We start from the raw sequence: 25,796 nt of genomic DNA, 5'->3' as shown, positions 1-25,796 counted from the left end.
ACAATTTCCATTGTTTTTTGAGTTGAAGAATTAGACCGTGACCGATTCACAGCAAAGCAAACCTAAACATGTCATGATGATGGCTGCCGGTACAGGTGGACATGTTTTTCCAGCCCTCGCCGTAGCCAAAAAACTTCAACAACAAGGTTGTCAGGTTTCATGGTTAGCCACGCCAACAGGTATGGAAAACCGATTATTAAAAGATCAAAATATTCCAATATATCAAATTGATATTCAAGGTGTTCGTGGCAACGGATTAGTCCGTAAAATTGCTGCACCTTTTAAAATTTTAAAAGCCACTTTAAGCGCAATGCGTTATATGAAACAGCTTAAAGTTGATGCAGTTGCAGGCTTTGGTGGTTATGTTGCGGGGCCGGGTGGTTTGGCCGCACGTTTGTTAGGTATTCCTGTACTTATTCACGAGCAAAATGCAGTTGCAGGTTTTACCAATGCGCAGTTATCTCGTGTTGCTAAAGTCGTATGTGAAGCATTTCCAAATACCTTTCCTGCTGGTGGAAAAGTCGTTACAACAGGAAATCCTGTACGTCATGAAATCACAGATATTTTAAGCCCAAAGTGGCGTTATGATGAGCGTGCGCAAGCAGGACAGCCTCTAAATATTCTAATTGTTGGTGGTTCTTTAGGTGCCAAAGCACTCAATGAACGCTTACCTCCAGCATTAAAACAATTACAAGTTCCACTCAATATTTTTCACCAGTGTGGTCAGCAACAAGTTGAGGCAACTCAAGCACTTTATGCAGATGCACCAGCTAATTTAACTGTACACGTTTTGCCGTTTATTGAAGATATGGCAAAAGCTTATAGTGAGGCGGATTTAATTATTTGCCGAGCTGGAGCACTCACCGTAACAGAAGTTGCAACAGCAGGTGTGGCCGCAGTTTTTGTACCACTCCCTATAGCAGTTGATGACCATCAAACTGCAAATGCCAAATTTCTGGCGGATGTCGGTGCTGCGAAAATTTGCCAGCAATCGACCATGACGCCAGATGTTTTAAATGAATTGTTCACTTCGCTGATGAACCGCCAATTACTTACTGAAATGGCAGTGAAAGCGCGTCAACATGCCCAACCAAATGCGACTCAGCATGTGGTTGATCTTATCCAAAAAATGTAATCGGATTTACTATGTCTCCATCAACAGCTGCGAACCAAGCAAAAAAACTGATTAAAGTGCCTGAAATGCGCCGTATTAAACACATTCATTTTGTGGGGATCGGTGGCGCTGGGATGTGTGGCATTGCAGAGGTTTTGGGTAACCAAGGCTATAAAATTTCCGGTTCAGACATTAAAGCGTCTAAAACTACAGAACAATTAGAGAAAAATGGCATCAAAGTTTATATTGGCCATCAACCGGAAAATATTAAAAATGCCAATGTGCTTGTAGTTTCTACAGCAATTGATCCGGAAAATCCGGAAATTAAAGCTGCAATTGAACAGCGTATTCCAATTGTACGCCGTGCAGAAATGCTAGGTGAGCTTATGCGTTACCGTCACGGTATTGCTGTGGCTGGTACGCATGGTAAAACCACAACTACAAGTCTTTTGACGACGATGTTGGCGGAAGAAAACCTTGATCCAACTTATGTTATTGGCGGCTTACTTAACAGTACAGGCGTAAATGCGGCGTTAGGTGAAAGCCGTTTCATCGTGGCTGAAGCTGATGAATCAGATGCATCTTTCCTTTATTTGCAACCAATGGCCGCGATTGTAACCAATATCGATGCTGACCATATGGATACCTATGAAGGTAGCTTTGATAAATTAAAAGATACGTTTGTACAGTTCCTTCATAACTTACCATTTTATGGTTTGGCTGTAGTTTGTGGTGATGATGCGAACATTCGTGAAATTCTGCCGCGTGTAGGCCGTCCGGTCATTACTTATGGTTTTAATGAAGATAATGACATTCGAGCAGTTGATATTGAACAAGATGGTATGCAATCGCACTTCACTGTGTTGCGTAAAGGTCGTGAACCATTGCGTTTAACAATTAATCAACCAGGCTTACATAATGTTTTAAATGCCTTGGCAGCAATTGGTGTTGCCACAGATGAAGGTGTTTCTGATGATGCAATTAGCCGTGCATTAGAAGGATTTAGTGGTGTTGGCCGCCGCTTCCAAGTGCAGGGTGAATTTGAACTTGCTGATGGCAATGTTAAGTTGGTTGATGACTATGGACATCATCCGAAAGAAGTAGAAGCAACAATTAAAGCTGCTCGCCAGAGTCATCCAGACCGTCGTTTGGTTATGTTGTTCCAACCACATCGTTATTCTCGTACCCGCGATTGTTTTGATGACTTCATTGAAGTGCTCTCTCAAGTCGATCAATTATTATTGTTGGAAGTTTATCCTGCTGGTGAAAAGCCTATTGTGGGTGCAGACAGTCGTACTTTGGCTCGTAGTATTCGTTTACGCGGACAAGTAGAACCAATTTTGGTTGATCCGGTGGAAGGTAATTTGCAAAACATCATGCAAAATGTGTTACAACCAAATGACTTGTTATTAACGCAAGGTGCGGGTAACGTGGGAGCAATTTCAGTAGAACTTGCGCAACACCATTTGTATGTGAAATAAACAAAAAGTATTGAATTATCGGGTTAAGGATTTAAACGTGTCAAATGCTACAAAATTCGGCAAAGTTGCCGTGTTATTTGGTGGGAAATCGGCTGAGCGTGCTGTGTCTTTGGATAGTGGTCAGGCAGTTTTGGACGCTTTGTTACGTTCAGGTGTTCAGGCTGAAGCATTTGATCCACAAGACCGCAGTGTGACTGAACTTGTAAATTATGATCGTGCATTTATTGTATTGCATGGTCGCGGGGGTGAAGATGGCCAGATTCAAGGTGTACTTGAATGGTTAAATCTGCCTTATACAGGAACAGGTGTGCAAGGTTCTGCTATTGGCATGGACAAAGTTAAAACCAAGCAAATCTGGCAAGGTAGCGATTTACCTACAGCGCCATATCGCATTATTACTAAAGAAACAGATTTAGATGCGGTGATTGCTGAGTTGGGCTTACCTGTCATTATCAAACCTGTACATGAAGGCTCAAGTGTCGGCATGAGTAAGGTTGAGAAAGCAGAAGACTTTGCTGCAGCAATTGAAAAGGCGACTCAGCACGATGCTGTGGTTATGGCAGAAAAATGGATCACCGGTCGTGAGTTCACAATTTCATTCCTAAATGGACAACCTTTGCCTGTCATTCGTTTGCAACCACCAGCAGATGTTGCTTTCTATGACTATGAAGCGAAATATCAACGTAATGATGTAGAGTATGGTATTCCTTGTGGTCTTAGTGAGACTGAAGAGAAAAACCTACAAGCATTGTGTTTACGTGCTTTTCAGGCCGTTGGTGCAGAAGGCTGGGGTCGTATTGATGCGATGCAGGATGAGCAAGGCAATTTCTGGCTTTTAGAGGTAAATACTGTGCCAGGTATGACCAGTCACTCTTTAGTTCCAAAAGCTGCTAAAGCTGTTGGTTATAGCTTTGATGAATTGTGCGTTGCAATTCTTGAGCAAACATTGGAAGGTACGGCTTAAATATGGCACAACTTCCGGCTTCCATGCGCCGTAAACGTGCGGCTATCACCTCTATTCATGATAAACCGCCTACGCGTAAGCAGAAGCTTGCGAATGCTGGTGGATGGGTGCTGTTGGTTATTGCTTTTGTAGTGCTGGCAGTCGGAATTTATGGGCTATATAAAGTTATTACAGATGCAACAGTTGCAAAACTAGAAGTTGTAGGTTCGGCGTCTTCGGTTGAAACGCAACAAGTGATGCAACATGTTGCTCCAATTATAAAAGCAAATTATTTCACATCTGATTTAGAACAGATTCGTGACAAAACATTAGAAATTTCATGGGTAGACCGAGTTGTCGTATCTCGTGCTTGGCCCAATGGTATTCGTGTCCGTGTCATGCCTCGCCATGCTATCGCTCGTTGGGGAACAGGTCGCTTATTAAGCGATGGTGGCGATGTATTTAGTGAGGCAGAGCCGACGAATCATCCTGAACTTCCGTTGCTTCATGGGCCGGTAAGTCAGTCAAAAATGATGATGCGACGCTATAATGAAATTAATCAATTATTCCATCCTGTTAATTTACGTTTAAAAGAGTTATATCTGACTGAGCGAATGACTTGGTTTATGCAATTTGATTCTGGTTTACGCATTATTGTTGACCAAGATCAAACAATGAATAAGTTGCAACGTTTAAGTCATCTGGCACAATCTGACTTAAAACCGGTGTGGTCGAAAATCTCAGCCATTGATTTACGATATCGTAATGGATTATCTATTCAATGGAAGAACGCAACACCACCTAAAATTGTGAATGGTCAGTTTGTTGTAACGAGTGATGACACAAGCATTGCAGGTGGAACAAAAGCAAAGCCATAATACGTGGCTTTAAAATAGGCAATTTGCCTGGTATTAAACAACAAAGAAATGGTATGAGTGATGAGTGAAGCTGTTCCCTCAGTTGTTGCGATTGACATTGGGACGCATAAAGTTTCAGTTTTGATTGGAAAAATTCATGCGCCGGATAACATTCAAGTTATCGGTATGGCAACTGCTCGCAATCGAGGCATGAATAAAGGAAAAATTGTAAGCCTCGATAAAGTCATTGCTGCGATTAAAAATGCTGTTGCTGAAGCGGAAAATATGGCCGAATGTCGCATTCATAGCGCATGGGTATCTATTCCGAGTACCGAGTTGCAAAGTTTTTATGCCTCTGGTCGCACACCAGTATCTAATCCAGCACATGTGATTACAACAAATGAAGTCGTGCGCGCGTTAGAATTGGCAAAAGCAAGTCATGTGACTTCTGATTACTATTTAGCAAGTGCAGTGCCGTTAGGCTTTGAATTAGGTGATTCTGCTGAATGGGTGCAGAATCCAATTAATATGACTGCCCATAGTATGACTGGACATTATCAGTTAATGATGATGCCTATAGCGACTATGCAAAACCTTGATCGTGCCATGAAAGGTGCAAATATCGGGGTTGAAAAAATGGTGGTGTCTTGTTTGGCAACCGCTGAGGCAAGCTTACTGAAAGATGAAAAAGAGTATGGTGTTTGTCTAGTTGATATTGGTGCAGGCATTACCAATCTTGCTGTTTATCTAGATGGACGTTTGGCTCTAGCGCGTACGTTGCAACGCGGTGGTGAACACGTTACACGTGATATTGCTGCTGTATTGCAAACGACGACAGAAGAAGCCGAAAGAATTAAAATTCTGCATGGTTGTGTCGATTTAAGTGCTGTTAAGCCAGATCACATGATTCAGGTAGAAGGAATTGATGGCCCTCAAACAATTAGCCGGATTGAGTTGTCAGAAATTATTATTGCCCGTTATGAAGAGATCTTTAGCCAGATTCGCGATGAACTCGAACAAAGCGGTGCAATTCATGGTTTATACCATGGTGTAGTATTGACAGGGGATGCTTGTCAAATAGAAGGTATGGTGAGTTTAGCTCGTCGTATGTTGGGTGTATCTGCACATTTGGGTAATCCGCCGTTACAGGTTTATGCTGATGATCAACATCAAGCAGCCTTACGTCGTTCTATGTATGCAACAGCAGCTGGTTTGCTCATGTTTAGCCAAAGTGAGTTGCAAGATGCTGTTGAAGAGCCTGAAGAGGCAAATGACCGTTCGATATGGGAACGAATGGTAAATGGCTGGAATGCGTTTAATAGCAAATTAAAAGCCATTTTTTAGGATGTATGTATTTATTGGTAGAATTGTTAGGAAGTTGTAAGAGAAAACCGCTGTACTTGACAAGGTTGGTATTGCACAGCATTCTTAAAATTAGTTATTTTTGAAAATCAAGGCAGTATACGGGCTGAAGTGACTGCCATAATGTATTAGGAACCCTAAAGGTCATGGCCTCATTTGAATTTATAGAAGATGAACTAAACGATGGCAACGGTCAAGCCCGTTTCACTGTATTTGGTGTAGGTGGTGGTGGCGGTAATGCCGTTCAACATATGGTGCAGTCTGATATTCAAGGTGTTAAATTCGTTTGTGCCAATACAGACAAACAAGCACTGGACTGTATGAATGCACCTTTCAAAATTCAGTTAGGCGAGCAAAGTACACGTGGTCTAGGTGCTGGTGCTAACCCTGAAGTAGGGCAAGTTGCAGCAGAAGAAAGCCGTGAAATCATTCGTCACCACCTTGAAGGTACCGATATGGTTTTCGTTACCGCTGGTATGGGTGGTGGTACGGGTACTGGGGCAGCGCCTGTTGTAGCTGAAGTTGCCAAAGAAATGGGTATTTTGACTGTTGGTGTAGTTACAACACCATTTAACTTTGAAGGCCGTCGCCGTTTAAAGTCTGCTGAGCGTGGTATTGAAGCACTTGAAGCACATGTTGACTCATTGATTATTATCCCTAACCAACGCTTACTAAGCGTATATGGCGATATTTCAATGAAAGATGCTTATAAAAAAGCTGATGATGTGTTGTTAAACGCTGTACGTAGTATCTTTGACTTGGTTGTTAACCGTGGTCACATTAACCTTGACTTCGCCGATTTGAAAACTGCAATGAGTACTCGCGGTTACGCAATGATGGGTGCTGGTTTAGGTCGTGGTGAAGATCGTGCGCGTCAAGCTGCTGAACAAGCGATCCGTAGTCCATTACTTGATAACGTAAATATTATTAATGCCAAAGGCGTGTTAATTAACATTACGGGTGGTGATGACATTACGTTACGTGAGACTGAAATCATTACTGATGTTGTGAACCAGATTGTTGACCTTGATGAAGGTGAAATCTTCTACGGTACAGTATTTGACCCAGATGCACGTGATGAATTACGCGTAACAGTGATTGCAACTGGTTTAACTCGTAATGCAGCAGATGCTGAACCGAGAAAACGTAATACGGTAAGCCATGCATCCTCTCAATCAGCTCAATCTGTTGATGAAGATGATGTTCCTGCAATCAATAAGCGTCAAAACGCCGATAATGAAGTCAGTAGCACAGCAAGTTCTACTCCGCGTTCTTCTCCAATGAGTATTCAAGATTACTTGAAAAATCAGCAACGTAAGTAAATAATCGTTAGATTTAATGAAAGGTAGTGTTCAAACACTGCCTTTTTTTATTTTTGATCAATGACTAAATATGCTAACGTATAGCGGTTTTAAAAAAGAAGTTACAAAGCATGGTGAAACAACGTACTCTCAATCGTGTGGTAAAAGCGAGTGGAATAGGTCTTCATAGCGGTCAAAAAGTGATGATCAATTTCATTCCACATACCGTGGATGGAGGTATTGTATTTCGCCGTATCGATTTGGATCCACCTGTCGATATCCCTGCCAATGCTTTATTGATTCAAGAAGCTTTTATGTGTTCCAACTTGGTAACGGGGGATATAAAAGTAGGAACAATTGAGCATGTAATGAGTGCAATTGCAGGTTTGGGAATTGATAACCTGATTGTTGAGGTGTCAGCTTCTGAAGTTCCAATTATGGATGGAAGTGCTGGTCCATTTATTTACCTTTTAATGCAAGGTGGATTACGTGAACTGGATGCACCGAAAAAATTTATAAGAATATTAAAACCAGTTGAAGCACTCATCGATGATAAGAAAGCAATTTTCAGCCCTCACAATGGTTTTCAATTAAATTTCACGATTGATTTTGACCATCCGGCATTTGCTAAAGAATATCAATCTGCGACGATCGACTTTTCGACCGAAACTTTTGTTTATGAAGTCAGTGAAGCACGTACTTTTGGTTTCATGAAAGATCTGGACTACTTGAAAGCAAACAATTTAGCACTAGGCGCAAGTTTAGATAATGCAATTGGTGTAGATGATACAGGTGTCGTCAACGAAGAAGGTTTACGTTTCGCTGATGAGTTCGTTAGACATAAAATTTTAGATGCAGTAGGTGATTTGTATTTGCTTGGTCATCAAATTATTGCCAAGTTTGATGGCTATAAATCAGGACATGCTTTAAATAATCAGTTGTTACGCAATGTTCAAAGTGATCCGAGTAATTATGAAATTGTAACATTTGATGACGAGAATCAGTGTCCAATTCCATATGTCAGCGTGACATAAGTCATTGTCTTTACTTGGCTATGTTATAATGTAACATTAAAAAGTGTGATTATTATCACATAATAATAATGATTCTAATTAAGAAATATAAAGCTCATCATTTTTTATTGCTTGCCAAACGTAGTAAAGCTTGGCTAAGCTTAGGGTCGCTCACAAAGTCGGCTGCACTACGTAACATTTCTTGTGTTTCCGGGGGGATGGGTTTAGATGGCTCAGATGAAGGTGCATTTGGAATATTTTTATTTCTTAATCGAACCTGAATTCTTTGTAGGTCTTTTAGCCCTTCGAGCTGAGATAATTTAGATACATATTGGTTCTGTAAATAACTGAGTTGACTAATCATCGCTTGATTTTCACCAGTAATGATTAAAGAGCCATTTTGATAACACACAACCTGCCATTGTTCCGGTTGGGGCAATAAGGGTTGGATAATTTTCGTAAGTCTTTGCCATTGCGCGACTTGCGTTGTTAGAAACGTAAGGTTTCCTGTTTTTATGTGTTTTCCGGTTTGTTGAAAAACGTTATCGGGTTTGGACATGGTCATTCTCGGATAGATTCTTGTCTTAATCTTAAGCGTTCATTTCAATTGATATCAAGGAAGAGATCATAAGGAACTTGAGTAAGAACAGTTTCAAGAGGTTTTTATGCACACGCGTCGTATTTTATTAGCGTTTTCACTTGCCGCTTCGGCAGCATCAGTTGCTTTTGCAGATTATCAAACAATTAACCAATCTACTGATTCAGATCGATTGGAACAGCTATCAAAAACATTATCTCAAGGTTCATATACTCATCCCGATGATTTAGATCTTCCGGCGAGTGCGAAAGTTTCAGTGACCTTACGCCAAAAAACGGTTGAACTCAACAATGAGTCACTTGCAAAGAAGTACGGTAATACAACCGCAAAAAATTCTTTTAATGCCTCTTCTTCAAATTCTTACTCTTGGTTAGTTTCTCATCCTCTTCCTGATACTGTACGAGTTTCTTCAAACTTTGGTGGTCGTACCATGGGTGGCCGTGCAGAACATCATGGTGGTTTGGATATGGCTGCTCCGAGTGGCACGCCAATCTATGCTACAGGCCCAGGTATTGTAACCAAATCTGGCTGGGGCACTGGTTATGGTCAATATGTTGAAATTAACCATGGTAATGGCTATTTAACGCGTTATGCTCATGCTTCACGTTTAATGGTGCGTGTAGGCGACCAAGTATCTGCGGGCGAGCATATTGCTAATGTAGGGTGTACAGGTCGCTGTACAGGTCCGCATTTGCATTATGAAGTTGTAAAAGATGGGCAACGTAAAAACCCAACTACTTACTTGGCGATGCTTCCATAAAAGCATAGTTAAAAAAGCAAGGTTATTAAATTTATGAATCTAAAACTAAGCTAAACCTTTTTTAACGCAAAGATTGTATAAAAAAACGCCATTATTGGCGTTTTTTTGTTATTTTGTTTACTGCTCGGTCAATGACTATTCATTCAGAAAATAATAGGGCCCCCTCACATTCACCCGAGGCAATAACTTGAAAGGGGTAAAACGTGGTAAAAATACAAAGTAGATTAGAGAACAAGGAACAGGTGAATTATGGCGTTTTACGGTGACTCCGACGCACAAGAAACCCAAGAATGGCAAGATGCATTCGATTCAGTTTTACAACATATGGGAACTGAACGAGCGGCATTCTTGTTGGAAAAACTTTACCAACAAGCAATTGCTAAGCATGTTCCAATTCAACGTCTCAATACACCTTACTTAAATACAATTTCTGTTGAAGAACAACCTGCAATGCCAGGCGACCAAGATATGGAACGCCGTATTCGTGCATTGATTCGTTGGAATGCCTTAGCAATGGTACTTCGTGCGAATAAAACAGGTGATGATTTAGGTGGACACTTGGCGAGTTTCGCATCAAGTGCAACATTATATGACGTAGGTTTTAACCATTTCTTCCGCGCAAACAGCAATAGCTTTGGCGGAGATATGATTTATTATCAAGGGCATTGTGCTCCTGGTATTTATGCACGTTCATTCCTTGAAGGACGTTTAACTGAAGAACAGTTAAGTAATTTCCGCCGTGAAGTTGGCGGTAACGGTTTACCAAGCTATCCGCATCCATATTTAATGCCTGACTATTGGCAATTCCCAACAGTATCAATGGGTCTTGGTCCAATCATGTCGATTTATCAAGCACATATTCAAAAATATTTGATGAACCGTGGCTTGATCAAAGAAGAAGATCGTAAAGTTTGGGCTTATCTTGGCGATGGTGAGATGGATGAGCCAGAAAGTACTGGTGCAATTTCACTTGCTGGTCGTGAAAAGCTTGATAATCTTATTTGGGTTGTTAACTGTAACTTACAGCGTCTAGATGGTCCTGTACGTGGTAACGGTAAAATCATTCAAGAGTTAGAATCTTTATTCCGTGGCGCAGGCTGGCGTGTAATTAAAGTGGTATGGGGCCGTCATTGGGACCCACTTCTTGCAAAAGACACCTCAGGCGCTTTGAAAGCGGTAATGGAAGAGACAGTTGATGGTGAATACCAACGCTATCAAGTGAAAGGTGGTGCATACACGCGTGAGAAGTTCTTTGGCAAGTACCCGGAAGCTGCGGAACTTGTAAAAGACCTAAGCGATGAAGACATCGATAATCTCAACCGTGGTGGTCATGACCCTTACAAAGTGTTTGCTGCATATGCAGAAGCAATGAAAGCTAAAGGTCAACCAACAGTTATTCTTGCGAAAACTGTTAAAGGTTACGGTTTGTCTGAAGAAATTGAAGCGGTGAACAAAACTCACCAAATCAAAAAAATGCAGATTGACTCTTTGAAATATGTACGTGACCGTTTCAATCTTCCATTTACAGACGATAAGTTAGAAGAGCTTCCATTCTACCGCCCAAGTGAAAACTCTCCAGAAATGAAGTATATGAAGGCGCGTCGTGAAGCGTTAGGTGGTTACCTACCTGCACGTCGTAAAGAGAGTGAAATCTTAGCGATTCCTGAATTATCTGTATTTGATGCTGTATTAAATGGTTCAGGTGGTAAAGAACAATCTACCACTATGGTGATGGTTCGTTTAATTGCTTCTTTACTCAAAGAAAAAGCAATTAAAGACCGCGTAGTACCAATTGTTCCAGATGAAGCACGTACTTTTGGTCTGGAAGGTATGTTCCGTCAGCTCGGTATCTATGCTGCTCACGGTCAAAAATATACCCCAGAAGACCAAGAACAATTAATGCATTACCGTGAAGCAAGTGACGGTCACATGCTACAAGAAGGGATTAACGAAGCTGGTGCGATGAGTGCATGGGCTGCGTTGGCAACAAGTTATTCAACGAATAACTTGCCAATGATTCCAATGTATATGTACTACTCAATGTTCGGTTTCCAACGTATTGGTGACATTGCATGGGCAGCTGGTGATGCGCAAGCTCAAGGTTTCTTGTTGGGTGCAACTGCTGGTCGTACCACATTGAACGGTGAAGGTCTACAGCACCAAGATGGTCATTCACATATCTTGGCGAACACTATTCCAAACTGTGTATCTTATGATCCATGTTTTGGTTATGAGTTAGCTGTAATCGTGCATGACGGTTTAAAACGTATGTATGTGAACCAAGAGCGTGTGTTCTACTACTTAACTGTAATGAACGAAAACTACGAGCATCCTGCAATGCCTGAAGGCGCTGAGGAAGGCATTAAACGTGGTATGTACTTGTTCGAAAAAGATGAAAAAGCAACTGTCCAATTACTTGGTTCAGGTGTGATTCTTCGTGAAGTGATCAAGGCTGCGAAAATCTTACGTGATGAATACCAAATCCATTCAAATGTTTGGAGTGTAACAAGCTTCAATGAGTTGTCACGTGATGGTATGGCATGTGAAGAATACAACCGTTTACACCCACTTTCTGAAGAAGTGAAAGAATCTTGGGTATCTAAACAGTTACGTGGTACAGAAGGTATCGTTGTTTCAGCAACAGACCATATGCGTGCTTATAGCGAACAAATCCGTGCGTATCTTCCAGATGGTCGCCCATTTGTTGCATTAGGTACAGATGGATACGGTCGTTCAGATACACGTGCTAACTTACGTAGTTTCTTTGGTGTTGATGCTGCACATATCGTTGTTGCTACTTTGAAAAAATTAGCTGACGAAGGTGAAGTGGACGCACGTTTAGTTAAAGACGCGATTTCTAACTTTGAGTTAGATACTGACCGTCCAGTGGCATGGGCTCCTCAAGCGCATCCAGAAGTTCAGGCAGTTGCTGAATATAATGAAACGCAAACAGGTGAGGGGAACTAAGCATGCAAATTAAGACCCCTGATATTGGTGTAGACAAAGCAGTTGTTGCTGAAATTTTAGTAAAAGTTGGCGACAGTATTGCAGAAAATGACAGCCTTGTTTTGCTTGAGTCAGATAAAGCCTCTGTTGAAGTGCCTAGCACTTCAGCAGGTGTTGTAAAAAGCATCTTAATCAAAGAAGGTGATAGCGTAACTGAAGGTACGGTATTGCTTGAACTTGAAGCTGAGGGTGCTGCACCAGTAGCTCAAGCAGAAGAAGTTCCAAAAGCTGCACCAGCAGCTGAACAAACGGCAGCACCTGCAGCGGCTCAACAGCCCTCAACTGCTGCTCAACCAGCAACGGCAACAACTAGCCAAGTGGTTGAAGTTCAAGTTCCCGATATTGGTGTTGAAAAAGCACTAGTTGGTGAGATTTTAGTAAAAGTTGGCGAACAAATCGATGTTGAACAAAGCATCGTTGTGGTTGAGTCTGACAAAGCAACTGTAGAAGTACCAAGCAGTGTTACAGGTACTGTAGAAAGCATTCAAGTTAAAGAAGGCGATACAGTTAAAGAAGGTGTTGTTCTTATTCAAGTAAAAACAACATCTGCATCTAGTGCGCCAGCTGAGGCACCTGCTTCTACAACAGCAGCTCCGGCAGCAGCTACACCAGCTCAACAAGAAACTGTAGCATCGACTGCTACTCAATCTGGACCGGTTGATATTAACGTTCCTGATTTGGGTGTAGATAAAGCAGTTGTTGCTGAAATCTTGGTTCAGGTTGGTGATAAAGTTGATGTAGACCAAAGCCTTGTTGTGGTTGAGTCAGATAAAGCAACTGTGGAAGTTCCAAGTACTGTTGCGGGTATTGTGAAAGCAATTCACTTGCAAGCAGGCCAACAAGTTTCACAAGGCGTATTGCTGGCAACAATTGAAGCTGAAGGTCAAGCACCTGCTGCTGCACCAGCGGCAAAAGCAGAAGCAGCCCCAGCTCCACAGGCAGCAGCGCCTAAAGCGGCAGCACCTGCTCCGACTCAAGCAGTATCTGCTCCAGCTTCTTCTGGTAATGATAAATTAACTAAAGAACAAGAAGCCGAAAACGCTAAAGTTTATGCAGGCCCTGCTGTGCGTAAGCTTGCTCGTGAGCTTGGTGTAGTTTTATCTCAAGTTAAGACTTCTGGTGAACATGGCCGTGTTGTTAAAGAAGATATCTTTGCGTATGTGAAGACTCGTTTAACTGCGCCACAAGCTGCACCAGTTGCTGCGGCTGCACCAGCAGTTTCAGGTTTGCCAAAGCTTCCTGACTTCACTGCGTTTGGTGGCGTGGAAGAAAAAGTACTGACGCGTTTGCAGCAAGTATCAATTCCGCAATTGTCATTGAACAACTTTATTCCGCAAGTCACCCAGTTCGATTTGGCTGATATTACTGAGTTGGAAGATTGGCGCAATGAGCTAAAAGGCAACTTCAAAAAAGAAGGTATCAGCCTGACGATTATGGCATTCATTATCAAAGCGGTTGCGTATTTGTTGAAAGAAGAGCGTGAATTCGCAGGTCATCTATCTGATGACGGTAAATCAGTGCTCTTGCGCAATGAAATCCATATGGGTATTGCGGTAGCAACACCTGATGGTTTGACAGTACCAGTACTACGTAATCCTGACCAAAAATCAATTAAGCAAATTGCAGTTGAATTGGGTGTGTTAGGTCAAAAAGCACGTGATAAGAAATTAACACCGAAAGACTTGCAAGGTGCGAATTTCACTATTTCAAGTTTGGGCGCAATAGGTGGTACAGCATTTACACCACTTGTGAACTGGCCGCAAGTTGCGATTTTGGGTATTTCACCTGCAACGATGCAGCCTGTTTGGAATGGTAAGGACTTTGATCCACGCTTAATGTTGCCATTGTCATTGTCTTATGACCACCGTGTAATTAATGGTGCAGATGCGGCTCGCTTTACTAATAAGCTTACGAAACTTCTTAAAGATATTCGTACTTTATTAATCTAATATTTTTAAATGAATCATTAAAACCTCGCTTCGGCGGGGTTTTATTTTGATATTTAATTTAATTGGTTTTAAGTTAATCTAAAGACGAAGAATGAAGTGTTGAGAGAGGAGAAATTTCTCGTTATTAGGTAAAGGAGAAAGAATAAATGGTAGGATTTTTAAAAATCATGGTGCCGATCCTATTAATTGTATTTTTATTAATGGGGCTGTGGGTGAGTATTTTACACTTTCCTTGGGAATGGATGACCTACGTTGCAATGGGCTTGGAAGTATTTGTAGCAATGCTTATTTTGCCATTTGAATTTCAATCTCAGCACGTAACTGGCATTAATAATTTTGGATTTATTAACTTAAGTATTTGTTTAGCTTTACTATTGGGTCTAGGACGATTGTTGGTTTGGGCGTGGATAAAATTTTTTGCCTGAATGTTTGAAAAATAGAACTACTCGAATATAATAAACGCATACTTCATTGGGGAGTAGCCGCTATTCATTTCTAAATGAATAGGTGATGATCAACATAATTGTTCAACAGAACATGGTCATCATAGCTTAAACGTCTCATCGTTTCCGAGTTGGCAAGACCTTTGATTTACCACTCTGCAGATATTTGGCTAGCAGGAGGGGTAGGTCATGGGCATTTATGCTAGCCAGAGAAACGACATGCAAGAATTTCTGATTTCTACTTCAATTGTTGCCCTCGCTGAAATGGGCGATAAAACTCAATTATTGGCCCTTTTACTGTCTGCACGTTTCCGTAAGCCAATCCCTATTCTTATTGCGATTCTTTTAGCTACTCTAATTAATCATGGTATTTCTGCTGTACTTGGACAGTGGATCACAACTGTGCTGAGCCCCGAAATTTTAGTCTGGGTTCTTGCAGCTGGCTTCATTGGTATGGCTTTCTGGATGCTTATTCCAGATAAGTTAGACGATGAAACGGATAGTATTAACAGATGGCAAAAATTTGGTGTTTTTGGTGCTACCTTCATCTTATTTTTCTTAGCTGAAATTGGTGACAAAACCCAAATTGCAACAGTCGCTTTAGCTGCACGTTATGACAGCATTTTTTGGGTGATGTTAGGTACAACCTTAGGGATGATGATTGCCAATGCACCTGCTGTATTTATTGGTAATAAATTGGCTGAACGTTTATCTATCTCACTTATTCATAAAATTGGTGCTGCTATTTTCTTAATTGTAGGTATCTCTACTTTAGTACAGCATTATTTTTTCTAACGCATTTTAAGCTGCGAAAAAAACGCACTCAATTCGAGTGCGTTTTTTTATAGGTAATTTTAATAGTTAAATTTCACAGTAAAGTTAATTTGACGGGGGTTACCTAAAGTCACCATATTTTCATTTAAGGCACCTGCATAGTAATCTTTATCGAATAGATTACGGATCGCTAGTTGAGCACCCCAATGTCCTGCATCATAGCCAGCTTCTGTATCAAATACGGTATAGCCTGGAATATGGACATCTAGCTTATCCATAGTTTTATAGGTTTCACCACGGAACCCACCGCCGACATACCAACCAAGTTTTGAGGCAGGATCAAATTTATAACGAGCCGACAGACTGTAAGCATGCTCAGGAATATTGTCGAGTGCTTTTCCTACATTGCTCGCGTTTGCATCTTTACTAATTTCAGCATCAATTGTGTAGGTATAGGCAGCTGTTAATTTCAAACCTTCTAAAATTTCTGCGCTGAGCTCAGTCTCGATACCACGAGTTAACTGCTCGCCACGTTGTACTTTATATCCACTATTCGCAGTATCAGTGACTAAAACATTTTGACGTTTTAAGTCATACCAAGCGATAGCGCCTTGAACTCGTTGATCTGGGCTTTGTAATTTCATTCCGACTTCAACCTGTTTCCCTTCTTCAGGTTTGAACGGATTGTTATTTACATCAGTACCGCTATTTGGGGTAAATGAAGTAGCGTAGCTGACATAAGGAGCCACAATGTCATTAAGGGTATACATGAGAGAAGCACTACCTGTGAATGCTTCATCTGTTTGTTTACTCGTATTGCCAGTCACCAAACTTGTAGTTTGAGTTTGCGCCCAGTCTTGACGACCAGATAAGCTTAAAAGTAATTGGTCATTAAGCTGAATGCGATCACGTAAATAAAGTCCTAAATATTTGAGACGGTTGATATCACGAACATTTTGAGTCAATTTTACATTTTGTCCGTAAACGGGATCATAGATATTTAAATCGCCAATATCGTATTTATCATTGGTGTAATCACTTTTTTCCTGAAAAGCATCTACGCCAATATTAAGGTCGTGTTGCATACCATATAAATCAAACTGTTTATTGAAACGGTTATCGATGGCAAAGCTTAAATTATCAATAATTTGGTGGCGGCTATTATTTTTACGGCTAATGGTTGTGTAGTCGATTTCACCTTGTTTGTTTTTTGCCCAAAAGTTGTTACCCGTGCGAGCAAAGACAGCAGTACCATCCATTTCAGTTTTTTGTACGGCAAAGTTCTGATTAAAGTTCCAACCGTTATCAAAAGCGTGTTTAAAGGTATAACCTGTACGGTAAACATCTGCCTCATATTTACCAAAATTAGGATCGCCAATATATAAACTTCGGTTTATAGCGCCGTTAGGGTTATCTTTTAATGTACCAATGACAGGTAAACCTTGTTGACGAATGTATTCGCGATGCTGATAGCTTGCGATGACAGAGAGATCAGTGTTATCCCCTAAGTCAAAGTTATAAGAGGGGGAGATGTAGTAATTTTTAAAATACACATAATCTGTTGGGTCATCTTGATCCGAGATACGACCATTTAAACGGAAAGCACCTTTTTCACTATTATTAGGACTATAGTTTAAATCGAACGTACCTTCTTTAAGATTGTAGCTGCCATAAGTCATAGTGGCCCGAGCAAAGCTTTCAGCTTGAGGGCGTTTAGTCACTAAGTTGACCATACCTCCTGGAGCAACCAAACCAAAATTAATAGATGCAGGCCCTTTTAAAACTTGTACCTGATCCATGCCTGATAACTCAGTAGCAACATACGTATTTTGGCCTACTCTTAAACCATCTACATAAACTGAATCAGAAGAAGTTTGTCCTCGAATAACAAAATCATCCCAACCACGACGACCAAGTTTCCCAGCTTCTACGCCTGCGACACCTTCAAGGGCATCTGCTAAAGTTCTTGCTTGTTTTTGGTCGAGCTGTTCGCGGGTTACTACCGAAACCGACTGAGCAGTTTTAAATAAAGGTGCATCTGATTTTAAGGCAGAGTTTGCTTTCGTTGCGACATAAGGTGAAGTGCTTTCTTTTTGTGCTTTAACAGAAATCGTGGGGAGAACACTGGTTGAATTTTGTTGTTCTGTTATTTCTTCAGCATGACTTGCTGTCATCGAAGTAAAAATAGCAACTGCTAACAATGTTTTTGATGTTGAAAAACGGAAGGGTTGATTCATGGGAGGCCTAAGCAGCACAAAAAGTAAATTTGATAATGAGAATTATTTTAATTTATTGTGGGTTAATTTTAAATAACATTGTGATTCATTTATAAAATAAGAAAAGCAAAATCAATTTTAAAATATTATTAGAAAAATAAAGTAGTTTATTGCAAGAGCTACTGAATCCCTTTATTTTAGTATGGATATAAAAATATCTAATATTTAAAGTTTTTTTTGGGGAATTTTATGGGGTTTGAAAAAACAACATCACAGATATTATTTGATAATGGCGTACATAAATGTATTAGTTTTACCAGTTTGGTCAAAGGGGAAGGCATTCAAGCCAATCAATTTTTAATTATTGATCATGAACGCGCTGCTGTAATCGACCCAGGTGGCGATTTGACCTACGTTCCATTAACGATGGAATTAAATAAATATACACGTTTGAAAAATCTGGACTATGTGATGGCCTCGCATCAAGATCCGGATATTATTACTTCAATGCCACGCTGGCTGGTTTATACCGATGCTAAAGTCGTTGCATCAAAATTATGGGCACGTTTTTTACCGCACCTAAATTCCTCATTTATGAGTGAGCGTATGAAAGGGAATTGGGAAGACCGCCTTATTGAATTACCCGACCGCGGCCAAGTGATTACTTTAGGAGAATCCAAGCTTGTGGTATTTCCCGCTCACTTCTTACATTCGGTGGGTAATTTTCAGTTTTATGATCCAGTTGCCAAAATTTTATTTTCTGGCGATATGGGTGCCTCGATTGTTGAAGATGCTAATCAGCCTTTAAAAGATTTCGATACCCACGTTATGAAAATGAAGGCTTTTCATCAACGCTATATGTGTTCCAATAAGGTTATCCGTTTGTGGGTTAGCATGGTGCGCCAAATGGATATCGAGATGATCGTTCCTCAGCATGGAAGTCCATTTATTGGTAAAGAAATGGTCAATCAGTTTTTAGACTGGATTGAGACCTTGCCATGCGGCGTAGATTTAATGAATGAGCAAATTTTTAGCTGTCCAACTTAAAAAATGAGGTCCATTATCTTGAGTCGGAATTGAAATTTTTTTAGTATTTTTCGTCGCAGAAAAATTTTTGATGACGAGAATTTGAATAAAATGTTATCTCAAGTTGCGACTCCAGATGAGTGCCTACGCTGTGGGGCATGTTGTGCACATTTTCGGGTTTCATTTTACTGGGCTGAGGCCGAGTTAATAGATGAACATCTAGTTGAACCTTTAACACCTGTTTATTCTTGTATGCGTGGAACTAACCGGGTTCAGCCACGTTGTCAGGCTTTGACAGGTGAAATTGGTAAAGAGGTGGGGTGTTCTATTTATGCTGTACGTAGTTCTACCTGTAGAGAAGTGCAGGTGGGAGATGAGCAGTGTAATAAAGCTCGTTTGGCGCACCAGCTTATTCCTCTGATTCGTGTTAACCCAGCCGATTCTGAGAATGATCATGACTATGATCAGGTGAGTTAAATATGAGCTAACACAATAATAAGTGGGAAATATTTAGAGCAGGCAAATATCTATTGCTGAAAAAGGCAAAGATAATATGAAAATTGCATTGAAATTTGTTTATAATAGCTCACGGAATTTACCAGTGAGATTGTTATGCTGACCATCGTTCAAGAAGCGCTAACCTTCGATGATGTCTTATTACTTCCTGCCTACTCTACTGTTCTCCCAAAAGATGTCTCTTTAAAGACACGTTTAACTCGCGGCATTTATTTAAATATCCCATTAGTTTCAGCGGCAATGGATACAGTGACTGAGTCACGTATGGCGATTGCGATGTCACAAAATGGTGGTATCGGGATTTTGCACAAAAACATGGATATTGCTGCTCAAGCTGCAGAAGTACGCCGTGTGAAAAAATTCGAAGCGGGTATGGTGAAAGATCCTATCACTGTAACGCCAGAAACTACAGTACGTGAACTGATTGCAATTACCTCTGCTAATAACATTAGTGGTGTACCTGTTGTTAAAGATGGCAAGGTTGTTGGTATTGTGACAGGCCGTGATACGCGTTTTGAAACCAATTTAGAACAACCTGTTAGCAACATCATGACAGGCCAAGATCGTTTAGTAACTGTACGTGAAGGCGAGTCTAAAGAAAATATTCAAGCATTATTGCAAAAACACCGTATTGAAAAAGTCTTGGTCGTTGGTGAGAGCAATGAACTTAAAGGCTTAATTACAGTAACTGACTTCCGCAAAGCTGAGAGCTATCCAAACAGTTGTAAAGATGATCTTGGTCGTTTACGTGTTGGTGCTGCGGTAGGTACAGGTGCTGATACACCAAGTCGTGTGGAAGCATTGGTTGAAGCTGGTGTTGACGTAATTGTTGTTGATACAGCACATGGTCACTCTGCTGGTGTAATTGAACGTGTACGTTGGGTGAAACAAAACTTCCCTCAAGTACAAGTGATTGGTGGCAACATTGCAACTGGTGATGCTGCATTAGCATTATTAGATGCAGGTGCAGATGCTGTAAAAGTAGGTATTGGCCCTGGTTCTATCTGTACAACACGTATTGTGGCAGGTATTGGTATGCCACAAATTTCTGCGATTGACAGCGTTGCTAGCGCACTAAAAGATCAAATTCCTTTAATTGCAGATGGTGGTATCCGCTTCTCTGGCGATATGGCAAAAGCGATCGGTGCGGGTGCAAGTACGATCATGGTTGGTTCATTACTTGCAGGTACTGAGGAAGCGCCGGGTGAAGTTGAGTTTTTCCAAGGTCGTTACTACAAAGCATATCGTGGTATGGGTTCATTAGGTGCAATGGCGGGAGCAACTGGTTCTGCTGACCGTTATTTCCAAGATTCAAAAGCGGGTGCTGAGAAGTTAGTACCAGAAGGCATTGAAGGCCGTGTCCCATATAAAGGTCCAATGGGTAATATCGTTCATCAAATGATGGGTGGTTTACGTTCATCGATGGGCTATACAGGTTCAGCTGTGATTGAAGATCTTCGCCAAAATGCAAAATTTGTGAAAATTACTTCAGCTGGTATGTCTGAGTCACATGTCCATGATGTAACGATTACTAAAGAAGCTCCAAACTATCGTGTTGGTTAGATTTTCGTAACCAAAACAATGAAGAAAGCCGTCATTACACTGACGGCTTTTTGTTTTTGGTGTAAAGTAAATCTGACGAAAAGAAATATGGCGGAATGGCCATATATGAAGTAAGCCACGGCTGAAGTGGCGTAAAAATGAGATAAGCTATGAGTTATTTTGGAACGGATGGTATTCGTGGAAAATTTGGGCAAATGCCTATTACTCCAGAGTTTGCTTTAAAACTCGGTTTTGCTGCAGGGAAGGTATTAAAACGAACGAGTCCAAAAAATAAGCCACTTGTTGTATTAGGAAAAGACACTCGTTTATCTGGTTATATTTTAGAGTCTGCTTTGCAGGCGGGGTTAAACGCTGCTGGCGTATATGTTCATTTACTTGGCCCATTACCAACCCCAGCAATTGCGCACCTTACTCGTGCTTTACATGCGCATGCAGGTATCGTGATTTCTGCATCTCACAACCCATATTTTGATAACGGGATTAAATTTTTCTCAAGTGAAGGTAAAAAATTACCAGATTCATTGCAGGAAGAAATTAATAAAGAATTAGAAAAAGATTTATTTATTGAAGACACTGCGAACTTAGGTAAAAGTGTCCGTGTAAATGATGCGAATGGTCGCTATATCGAATTTTGTAAATCTACTTTCCCTTACCACTTTGACTTAAATAATTTAAAGATCGTATTGGACTGTGCTCATGGCGCAGCATATAGCGTTGGTCCTTCGGTTTTTCGTGAGTTAGGGGCAAAAGTTGTTGCTTTATATAATGAGCCAGATGGTTTAAATATTAATGAAGGTTGTGGTTCAACACATCCTGAAAACCTACAAAAAGCTGTCGTTGAGCACCAAGCAGATTTAGGGATTGCCTTTGATGGTGATGCTGACCGTGTCGTAATGGTTGATAAGTTTGGTAACTTAATTGATGGCGACCATATTTTATATATTTTAGCGACTCAGGCTCAAAATAAGCCAGCAGGCGTAGTCGGTACTGTCATGAGTAACATGGCACTCGAAGTTGCACTTGAAAAAGCGAATGTTGGTTTTGTTCGTGCTAAGGTTGGCGACCGATATGTATTACAAGCTTTAGAAGAAAATGGTTGGGTTACTGGTGGGGAACCATCTGGCCATATTCTAACTTTAGACAAGAGTACGACAGGTGATGCAATTATTGCAGCCCTTCAAGTTTTAACCGTGATGGTCGAGCAAAATAAAGCTCTTCATGAATTGGTTCAAGATTTTAAATTATTCCCACAAATTCTTGTGAATGTACGTTTAGAACAAATGCTTGATCCGTATTCTATTCCTGCATTGGTTGCCGAGTTTGATAAAGCAGAAGCACAGCTCAAAGGACGTGGACGAATCTTGATTCGTAAGTCAGGAACAGAACCTGTGATTCGAGTTATGGTCGAAGGTGATGATGAGCAAGAAGTGAATGCTTTAGCTCAGCATTTAGCAGATTCAGTTCGTTCACAAGCACAAGTCGCATAAGGTGCATGACATGAGTGATGTCATTAAAGATTTAAGTGAATTACGCTTAAGCTACGAGCAAGGAGAATTGCATGAGGGACAGGTTGAATCTAACCCTCATCTTCAGTTTCTTGGTTGGTTTAACCATGCTCTAGCAGCCAATTTGCATGAACCTTATGCCATGTCGTTAGCAACAGTGGGTGCTAATGGCAGACCACATGTTCGAACAGTCTTGTTGCGCGGTGCTACAGAAGCTGGCTATGATTTTTATACTAACTATGACAGTCAGAAAGGTATAGATTTGGCAGAAAACCCATATGCCGAATTATTATTTTACTGGCCGAGTCTAGAACGTCAGGTGAGAGTTGGTGGTCATGTAGTAAAAATTTCTGAACAGGAATCTACAGATTACTATCGTAAACGACCACGTGATAGCCAGATTGCAGCGCATATCAGTACTCCGCAAAGTGGTAAGATTGAAAGTCGCGAGCTGTTACAGCAACGTTTTCAAGAGTTACAACAGCAAGTTACAAGCCGTGAAGTGCTTGATAAGCCAGAGTTCTGGGGAGGCTATCGTTTGCAGCCAGATTATTATGAATTCTGGCAAGGGCGACCAAATCGTTTACATGACCGCTTGAGTTATGAAAAAATCGACGGTCAATGGACGTTGCACCGACTGATGCCTTAAATGACAAAAATACAAATCAAACAAAGACCTTTATTGACACGCCCTGAACAGTTTCAGGGCGTGCCTTCGTTTATTGCCGAAATTTTGGCAAGGCGTGGGGTACAATCTGAACAGGAATTAGAGTTAAAGCTTAAGAATTTATTAGCTCCACAGCTCAAGGGATTAGAGATAGCTGTGGCCTTAATAGATCAAGCCATTGATGAGCAGAAAAAAATTGTTATTGTCGGTGACTACGATGCCGATGGCGCAACCAGCACAGCTTTAATGATATTGGTGCTTCGCGATATGGGAGCACAAGTCGATTATTTGGTTCCAGACCGATTTAAATACGGTTATGGACTTACCCCCGCAATTGCAGAGCTTGCACATCAAACTTATCAACCCGATTTATTAATTACTGTCGATAATGGGATTTCCAGCCATACTGGTGTTGATGCGGCACATGCACTGGGCATGCAAGTGGTTATTACAGATCATCATTTAACGACCAAAGAAACACCACTTGCAGAAGCAGTTGTAAATCCAAATCAGTTGGGTTGTGAGTTCCCAAGTAAGGCGCTTGCAGGTGTTGGCGTTGCATTTTATGTACTGGCCAATTTAGCAAGTTTACGTAACAAGCAAAACAAAAGCACAAGTAAAGTCACTCAATATCTAGACTTGGTTGCTTTAGGAACATATGCGGATGTTGCTGTCCTAGATTATAACAACCGTATTTTGGTCGACGCAGGCGTAAAACGTATTCAACAACATCAATGCCGAGTAGGAATATTGGCGTTGCTAGATATTGCTGGCCGTGAGGCTTCATCTTTGCGTGCACAAGATTTAGGTTTTGTTTTAGGTCCGCGTATTAACGCTGCTGGACGCATGGAGAGCATGCGTATAGGCATTGAATGTTTATTAGCTGACACAATGGAATTTGCCTATCCAATCGCGAGACAGTTAAATCAATTAAATATAGAGCGTCGTCAAATCGAAGGGGAAATGAAGCAACAAGCCTTATCTGCTTTAGATGGCTTGCAGCTCTCAAAAGAAGACGTTCCTCCGGCTCTTGTACTTTTTGAAGAAAACTGGCATCAAGGCGTGATCGGGATTGTGGCAGGGCGTTTAAAAGAACAATTTCATCGCCCCACTATTGTTTTTGCACCCGATGAAGATGGCATTCATATTAAAGGATCAGCACGTTCAATTGATGGCGTGCATATTCGAGATACGATTGAACAGGTTGCTGAACAACATCCAGAATTGGTGAGCCATTTTGGTGGGCATGCAGCAGCAGCAGGTTTAACCATACGTAAAGAAAACTTTGAAGCTTTTAAAACAGCGTTTACCAATTGCATTGCAGCAATGGAAGAATCTTTGTTTCAAGCAACGCTATGGACGGATGGGGAATTACCAGCTTCGGCTTTGCAACTAAATACATTAGATTGGATAGAACAGCTTGGTCCATGGGGACAAAAATTCCCTTTTCCTCAGTTTGAGGGGCATTTTAAAGTTATTGATTATCGCTGGCTTAAAGAAACGCATTTGAAGCTTAAATTAGCACTCGACCAATACAGCTTTGATGCAATTGCTTTTAATGCAGCGGGCCGTTTTGAATTTGACCCAATGCGTGATCATGTACATTTGGTCTATGAAATAGATCGTAACGCATTTAATGGCAATGTGAATTTACAATTACGTATCGTACATTTAAACCAATAAAAAAATCCGCTCAATTGAGCGGATTTTTTTATGACTTTAGGCTTGATTAGAAGCGGTAGCCTGCACGAACACCATAAGTGTTGTCGTTATCACCGAAACCAATACGACCTTCAAGACTTACTTGTTGATTTAAGAATTTTTTAGCATTAATACCAAATTCATCTTTATCAGTTAAGTCATTGTTGTAGTAATCCACACCAAGACTTAAAGTTTTATCGATGTAGTAGTCACCACGAACTTTATATTCGTCTAGGTCACCAAATGCACCGAATGCTTCAAGGTTTACGTCATGTTGACCTACTTGAGTTACGTATTTAGCACGAACTGTTGGATCAGCGCCGTCTTTACCGTCTTTTTCGTCGTAGCCTTTAACACCTAGAGCAAGTAATAAACCTGGAGCTGGTAAATAACCTACTTCAGCTGCATAAGTAGTTACTTTGCTGTCAATATTGGTGTTGTCGACTTCACGCTCATTTCGACCTACATCACCGCTAAGGTAGAAATCTGAGTTAGGAACATAGTATTCAACACCTACGCCATATTGAGTATCTTTTGTACCGCTGTTATCGCCATAGTTGATAAGGGCGTTAACGTTACTTGCACGGCTTAAGAAAGCTGCTTCAGCAAGTGGAGCGTTACGAGTTTGAACAGGATTAAAGTAATAAGTCCCGTCAACACCGAATTTACTTACGCTGCTACCGTTGTCTGGATCAAGATAATTGTAAGAACCACCAACTTCAGCTTGGTAAGCGTTTGCTGCGCCACTCACTGCGAGTGCAGATAAAAGAGCTGATGCAATTGCTAGTTTTTTCATGGAATCTCTCCCCTCTAAAAAGCGATTTTATAAATGTTTTGTTACAACTTTTAGTCTAGACGAAAAAGCTTGGTCGTCAATCTTGCGCAAGTAACCGTAGTGTAACCGTGTGCTATTTATGTAAAGCTATTTAATTTAACAAATTGATTTTAAAGTATAAAAACATAATGTTTTATTTTATTAAAATTGAGGATATTTTGTGTAG

At 40.8% G+C, this 25,796-nt stretch carries 21 protein-coding genes and 1 riboswitch; of the genes, 18 read left to right on the top strand and 3 right to left on the bottom strand.

The window, feature by feature from the left end; all coding sequences use genetic code 11:
* Positions 1-37 precede the first annotated feature (37 nt).
* The 7 genes from murG (at position 38) to lpxC (ending at position 8,092) form a co-directional block, all read left to right on the top strand.
* Entirely contained in the window at positions 38-1,135 is a 1,098-nt protein-coding gene (gene murG / locus ACXM0J_RS07100) for an undecaprenyldiphospho-muramoylpentapeptide beta-N-acetylglucosaminyltransferase (RefSeq protein ID WP_032036138.1), read from the top strand.
* Between the two features lie 11 nt (positions 1,136-1,146).
* The gene (gene murC / locus ACXM0J_RS07095; protein ID WP_057075488.1) at positions 1,147-2,595 is read left to right on the top strand and encodes a UDP-N-acetylmuramate--L-alanine ligase; all 1,449 of its coding nucleotides are present in this window, start codon (positions 1,147-1,149) and stop codon (positions 2,593-2,595) included.
* 37 nt (positions 2,596-2,632) lie between these two features.
* The gene (locus ACXM0J_RS07090) at positions 2,633-3,559 is read left to right on the top strand and encodes a D-alanine--D-alanine ligase (RefSeq protein ID WP_002121862.1); all 927 of its coding nucleotides are present in this window, start codon (positions 2,633-2,635) and stop codon (positions 3,557-3,559) included.
* A 2-nt stretch (positions 3,560-3,561) separates the two neighbouring features.
* Positions 3,562-4,416: a cell division protein FtsQ/DivIB gene (locus tag ACXM0J_RS07085; RefSeq protein WP_002122049.1), complete on the top strand. Its 855-nt coding sequence runs from the start codon at positions 3,562-3,564 to the stop codon at positions 4,414-4,416.
* Between the two features lie 60 nt (positions 4,417-4,476).
* Complete coding sequence (ftsA, locus tag ACXM0J_RS07080) at positions 4,477-5,739, top strand: cell division protein FtsA (protein ID WP_086266272.1); 1,263 nt, start codon at positions 4,477-4,479, stop codon at positions 5,737-5,739.
* A gap of 164 nt (positions 5,740-5,903) precedes the next feature.
* Positions 5,904-7,079, top strand: coding sequence for a cell division protein FtsZ (gene ftsZ, locus ACXM0J_RS07075; RefSeq protein WP_002121912.1), 1,176 nt, complete (start codon positions 5,904-5,906; stop codon positions 7,077-7,079).
* A gap of 110 nt (positions 7,080-7,189) precedes the next feature.
* Positions 7,190-8,092: a UDP-3-O-acyl-N-acetylglucosamine deacetylase gene (gene lpxC, locus ACXM0J_RS07070; RefSeq protein ID WP_017399846.1), complete on the top strand. Its 903-nt coding sequence runs from the start codon at positions 7,190-7,192 to the stop codon at positions 8,090-8,092.
* Positions 8,093-8,189: 97 nt separating this feature from the next.
* Here the strand turns inward: lpxC and ACXM0J_RS07065 are convergent, their stop codons facing one another.
* On the bottom strand, positions 8,190-8,636 hold the full coding sequence (locus tag ACXM0J_RS07065) for a DciA family protein (protein ID WP_005804431.1): 447 nt from the start codon (positions 8,634-8,636) through the stop codon (positions 8,190-8,192).
* A 100-nt stretch (positions 8,637-8,736) separates the two neighbouring features.
* On the opposite strand from ACXM0J_RS07065, the gene ACXM0J_RS07060 reads away from it, so the two are divergent.
* From ACXM0J_RS07060 to ACXM0J_RS07040, 5 genes are all read left to right on the top strand, one after another.
* Positions 8,737-9,429 (top strand): M23 family metallopeptidase, encoded by a 693-nt coding sequence (locus ACXM0J_RS07060; RefSeq protein WP_002121983.1) that lies wholly within the window; start codon positions 8,737-8,739, stop codon positions 9,427-9,429.
* A 249-nt stretch (positions 9,430-9,678) separates the two neighbouring features.
* Positions 9,679-12,396, top strand: coding sequence for a pyruvate dehydrogenase (acetyl-transferring), homodimeric type (gene aceE, locus ACXM0J_RS07055; RefSeq protein ID WP_014207931.1), 2,718 nt, complete (start codon positions 9,679-9,681; stop codon positions 12,394-12,396).
* A 2-nt stretch (positions 12,397-12,398) separates the two neighbouring features.
* The gene (locus ACXM0J_RS07050; protein WP_086266271.1) at positions 12,399-14,384 is read left to right on the top strand and encodes a 2-oxo acid dehydrogenase subunit E2; all 1,986 of its coding nucleotides are present in this window, start codon (positions 12,399-12,401) and stop codon (positions 14,382-14,384) included.
* A 146-nt stretch (positions 14,385-14,530) separates the two neighbouring features.
* Positions 14,531-14,809, top strand: coding sequence for a hypothetical protein (locus tag ACXM0J_RS07045; RefSeq protein ID WP_068564549.1), 279 nt, complete (start codon positions 14,531-14,533; stop codon positions 14,807-14,809).
* A gap of 36 nt (positions 14,810-14,845) precedes the next feature.
* A riboswitch (yybP-ykoY riboswitch) is annotated at positions 14,846-15,031 on the top strand.
* Positions 15,032-15,046: 15 nt separating this feature from the next.
* Positions 15,047-15,622 carry a TMEM165/GDT1 family protein gene (locus ACXM0J_RS07040; protein ID WP_005804434.1) on the top strand — a complete coding sequence of 192 codons (576 nt, stop codon included), beginning with the start codon at positions 15,047-15,049 and terminating at the stop codon, positions 15,620-15,622.
* 59 nt (positions 15,623-15,681) lie between these two features.
* Here ACXM0J_RS07040 and ACXM0J_RS07035 read toward each other — a convergent pair whose 3' ends face one another.
* Positions 15,682-17,838 (bottom strand): TonB-dependent siderophore receptor, encoded by a 2,157-nt coding sequence (locus ACXM0J_RS07035; protein WP_086266270.1) that lies wholly within the window; start codon positions 17,836-17,838, stop codon positions 15,682-15,684.
* Between the two features lie 228 nt (positions 17,839-18,066).
* On the opposite strand from ACXM0J_RS07035, the gene ACXM0J_RS07030 reads away from it, so the two are divergent.
* The 6 genes from ACXM0J_RS07030 (at position 18,067) to recJ (ending at position 24,777) form a co-directional block, all read left to right on the top strand.
* The gene (locus tag ACXM0J_RS07030; protein ID WP_086264722.1) at positions 18,067-18,864 is read left to right on the top strand and encodes an oxygen-binding di-iron domain-containing protein; all 798 of its coding nucleotides are present in this window, start codon (positions 18,067-18,069) and stop codon (positions 18,862-18,864) included.
* Positions 18,865-18,954: 90 nt separating this feature from the next.
* Entirely contained in the window at positions 18,955-19,320 is a 366-nt protein-coding gene (locus ACXM0J_RS07025) for a YkgJ family cysteine cluster protein (RefSeq protein WP_086264723.1), read from the top strand.
* Between the two features lie 135 nt (positions 19,321-19,455).
* The gene (gene guaB, locus ACXM0J_RS07020; RefSeq protein ID WP_086264724.1) at positions 19,456-20,922 is read left to right on the top strand and encodes an IMP dehydrogenase; all 1,467 of its coding nucleotides are present in this window, start codon (positions 19,456-19,458) and stop codon (positions 20,920-20,922) included.
* A 149-nt stretch (positions 20,923-21,071) separates the two neighbouring features.
* Positions 21,072-22,409, top strand: coding sequence for a phosphoglucosamine mutase (gene glmM, locus ACXM0J_RS07015; protein WP_086264725.1), 1,338 nt, complete (start codon positions 21,072-21,074; stop codon positions 22,407-22,409).
* Between the two features lie 10 nt (positions 22,410-22,419).
* Complete coding sequence (pdxH, locus tag ACXM0J_RS07010) at positions 22,420-23,076, top strand: pyridoxamine 5'-phosphate oxidase (RefSeq protein WP_086264726.1); 657 nt, start codon at positions 22,420-22,422, stop codon at positions 23,074-23,076.
* Positions 23,077-24,777 carry a single-stranded-DNA-specific exonuclease RecJ gene (recJ, locus tag ACXM0J_RS07005; protein WP_086264727.1) on the top strand — a complete coding sequence of 567 codons (1,701 nt, stop codon included), beginning with the start codon at positions 23,077-23,079 and terminating at the stop codon, positions 24,775-24,777.
* 46 nt (positions 24,778-24,823) lie between these two features.
* Here recJ and ACXM0J_RS07000 read toward each other — a convergent pair whose 3' ends face one another.
* Positions 24,824-25,591 carry a putative porin gene (locus ACXM0J_RS07000; RefSeq protein ID WP_060465084.1) on the bottom strand — a complete coding sequence of 256 codons (768 nt, stop codon included), beginning with the start codon at positions 25,589-25,591 and terminating at the stop codon, positions 24,824-24,826.
* Positions 25,592-25,796 lie beyond the last annotated feature (205 nt).

It is taken from the genome of Acinetobacter sp. GRABPA_MV_2 (assembly GCF_056725885.1).
Note: the sequence above shows the minus strand (reverse complement) of the source record. Positions and strands in the feature narration are given on the sequence as shown.

What these genes read in the sequence shown, in the direction of transcription:
- murC (WP_057075488.1), top strand. Translation starts at nt 1,147, where the DNA reads ATGTCTCCATCAACAGCTGCGAACCAAGCAAAAAAACTGATTAAAGTG.
- ACXM0J_RS07085 (WP_002122049.1), top strand. Translation starts at nt 3,562, where the DNA reads ATGGCACAACTTCCGGCTTCCATGCGCCGTAAACGTGCGGCTATCACC.
- ftsA (WP_086266272.1), top strand. Translation starts at nt 4,477, where the DNA reads ATGAGTGAAGCTGTTCCCTCAGTTGTTGCGATTGACATTGGGACGCAT.
- ftsZ (WP_002121912.1), top strand. Translation starts at nt 5,904, where the DNA reads ATGGCCTCATTTGAATTTATAGAAGATGAACTAAACGATGGCAACGGT.
- lpxC (WP_017399846.1), top strand. Translation starts at nt 7,190, where the DNA reads ATGGTGAAACAACGTACTCTCAATCGTGTGGTAAAAGCGAGTGGAATA.
- ACXM0J_RS07065 (WP_005804431.1), bottom strand. Translation starts at nt 8,636, where the DNA reads ATGACCATGTCCAAACCCGATAACGTTTTTCAACAAACCGGAAAACAC.
- ACXM0J_RS07060 (WP_002121983.1), top strand. Translation starts at nt 8,737, where the DNA reads ATGCACACGCGTCGTATTTTATTAGCGTTTTCACTTGCCGCTTCGGCA.
- aceE (WP_014207931.1), top strand. Translation starts at nt 9,679, where the DNA reads ATGGCGTTTTACGGTGACTCCGACGCACAAGAAACCCAAGAATGGCAA.
- ACXM0J_RS07050 (WP_086266271.1), top strand. Translation starts at nt 12,399, where the DNA reads ATGCAAATTAAGACCCCTGATATTGGTGTAGACAAAGCAGTTGTTGCT.
- ACXM0J_RS07045 (WP_068564549.1), top strand. Translation starts at nt 14,531, where the DNA reads ATGGTAGGATTTTTAAAAATCATGGTGCCGATCCTATTAATTGTATTT.
- ACXM0J_RS07040 (WP_005804434.1), top strand. Translation starts at nt 15,047, where the DNA reads ATGCAAGAATTTCTGATTTCTACTTCAATTGTTGCCCTCGCTGAAATG.
- ACXM0J_RS07035 (WP_086266270.1), bottom strand. Translation starts at nt 17,838, where the DNA reads ATGAATCAACCCTTCCGTTTTTCAACATCAAAAACATTGTTAGCAGTT.
- ACXM0J_RS07030 (WP_086264722.1), top strand. Translation starts at nt 18,067, where the DNA reads ATGGGGTTTGAAAAAACAACATCACAGATATTATTTGATAATGGCGTA.
- ACXM0J_RS07025 (WP_086264723.1), top strand. Translation starts at nt 18,955, where the DNA reads ATGTTATCTCAAGTTGCGACTCCAGATGAGTGCCTACGCTGTGGGGCA.
- guaB (WP_086264724.1), top strand. Translation starts at nt 19,456, where the DNA reads ATGCTGACCATCGTTCAAGAAGCGCTAACCTTCGATGATGTCTTATTA.
- glmM (WP_086264725.1), top strand. Translation starts at nt 21,072, where the DNA reads ATGAGTTATTTTGGAACGGATGGTATTCGTGGAAAATTTGGGCAAATG.
- pdxH (WP_086264726.1), top strand. Translation starts at nt 22,420, where the DNA reads ATGAGTGATGTCATTAAAGATTTAAGTGAATTACGCTTAAGCTACGAG.
- recJ (WP_086264727.1), top strand. Translation starts at nt 23,077, where the DNA reads ATGACAAAAATACAAATCAAACAAAGACCTTTATTGACACGCCCTGAA.
- ACXM0J_RS07000 (WP_060465084.1), bottom strand. Translation starts at nt 25,591, where the DNA reads ATGAAAAAACTAGCAATTGCATCAGCTCTTTTATCTGCACTCGCAGTG.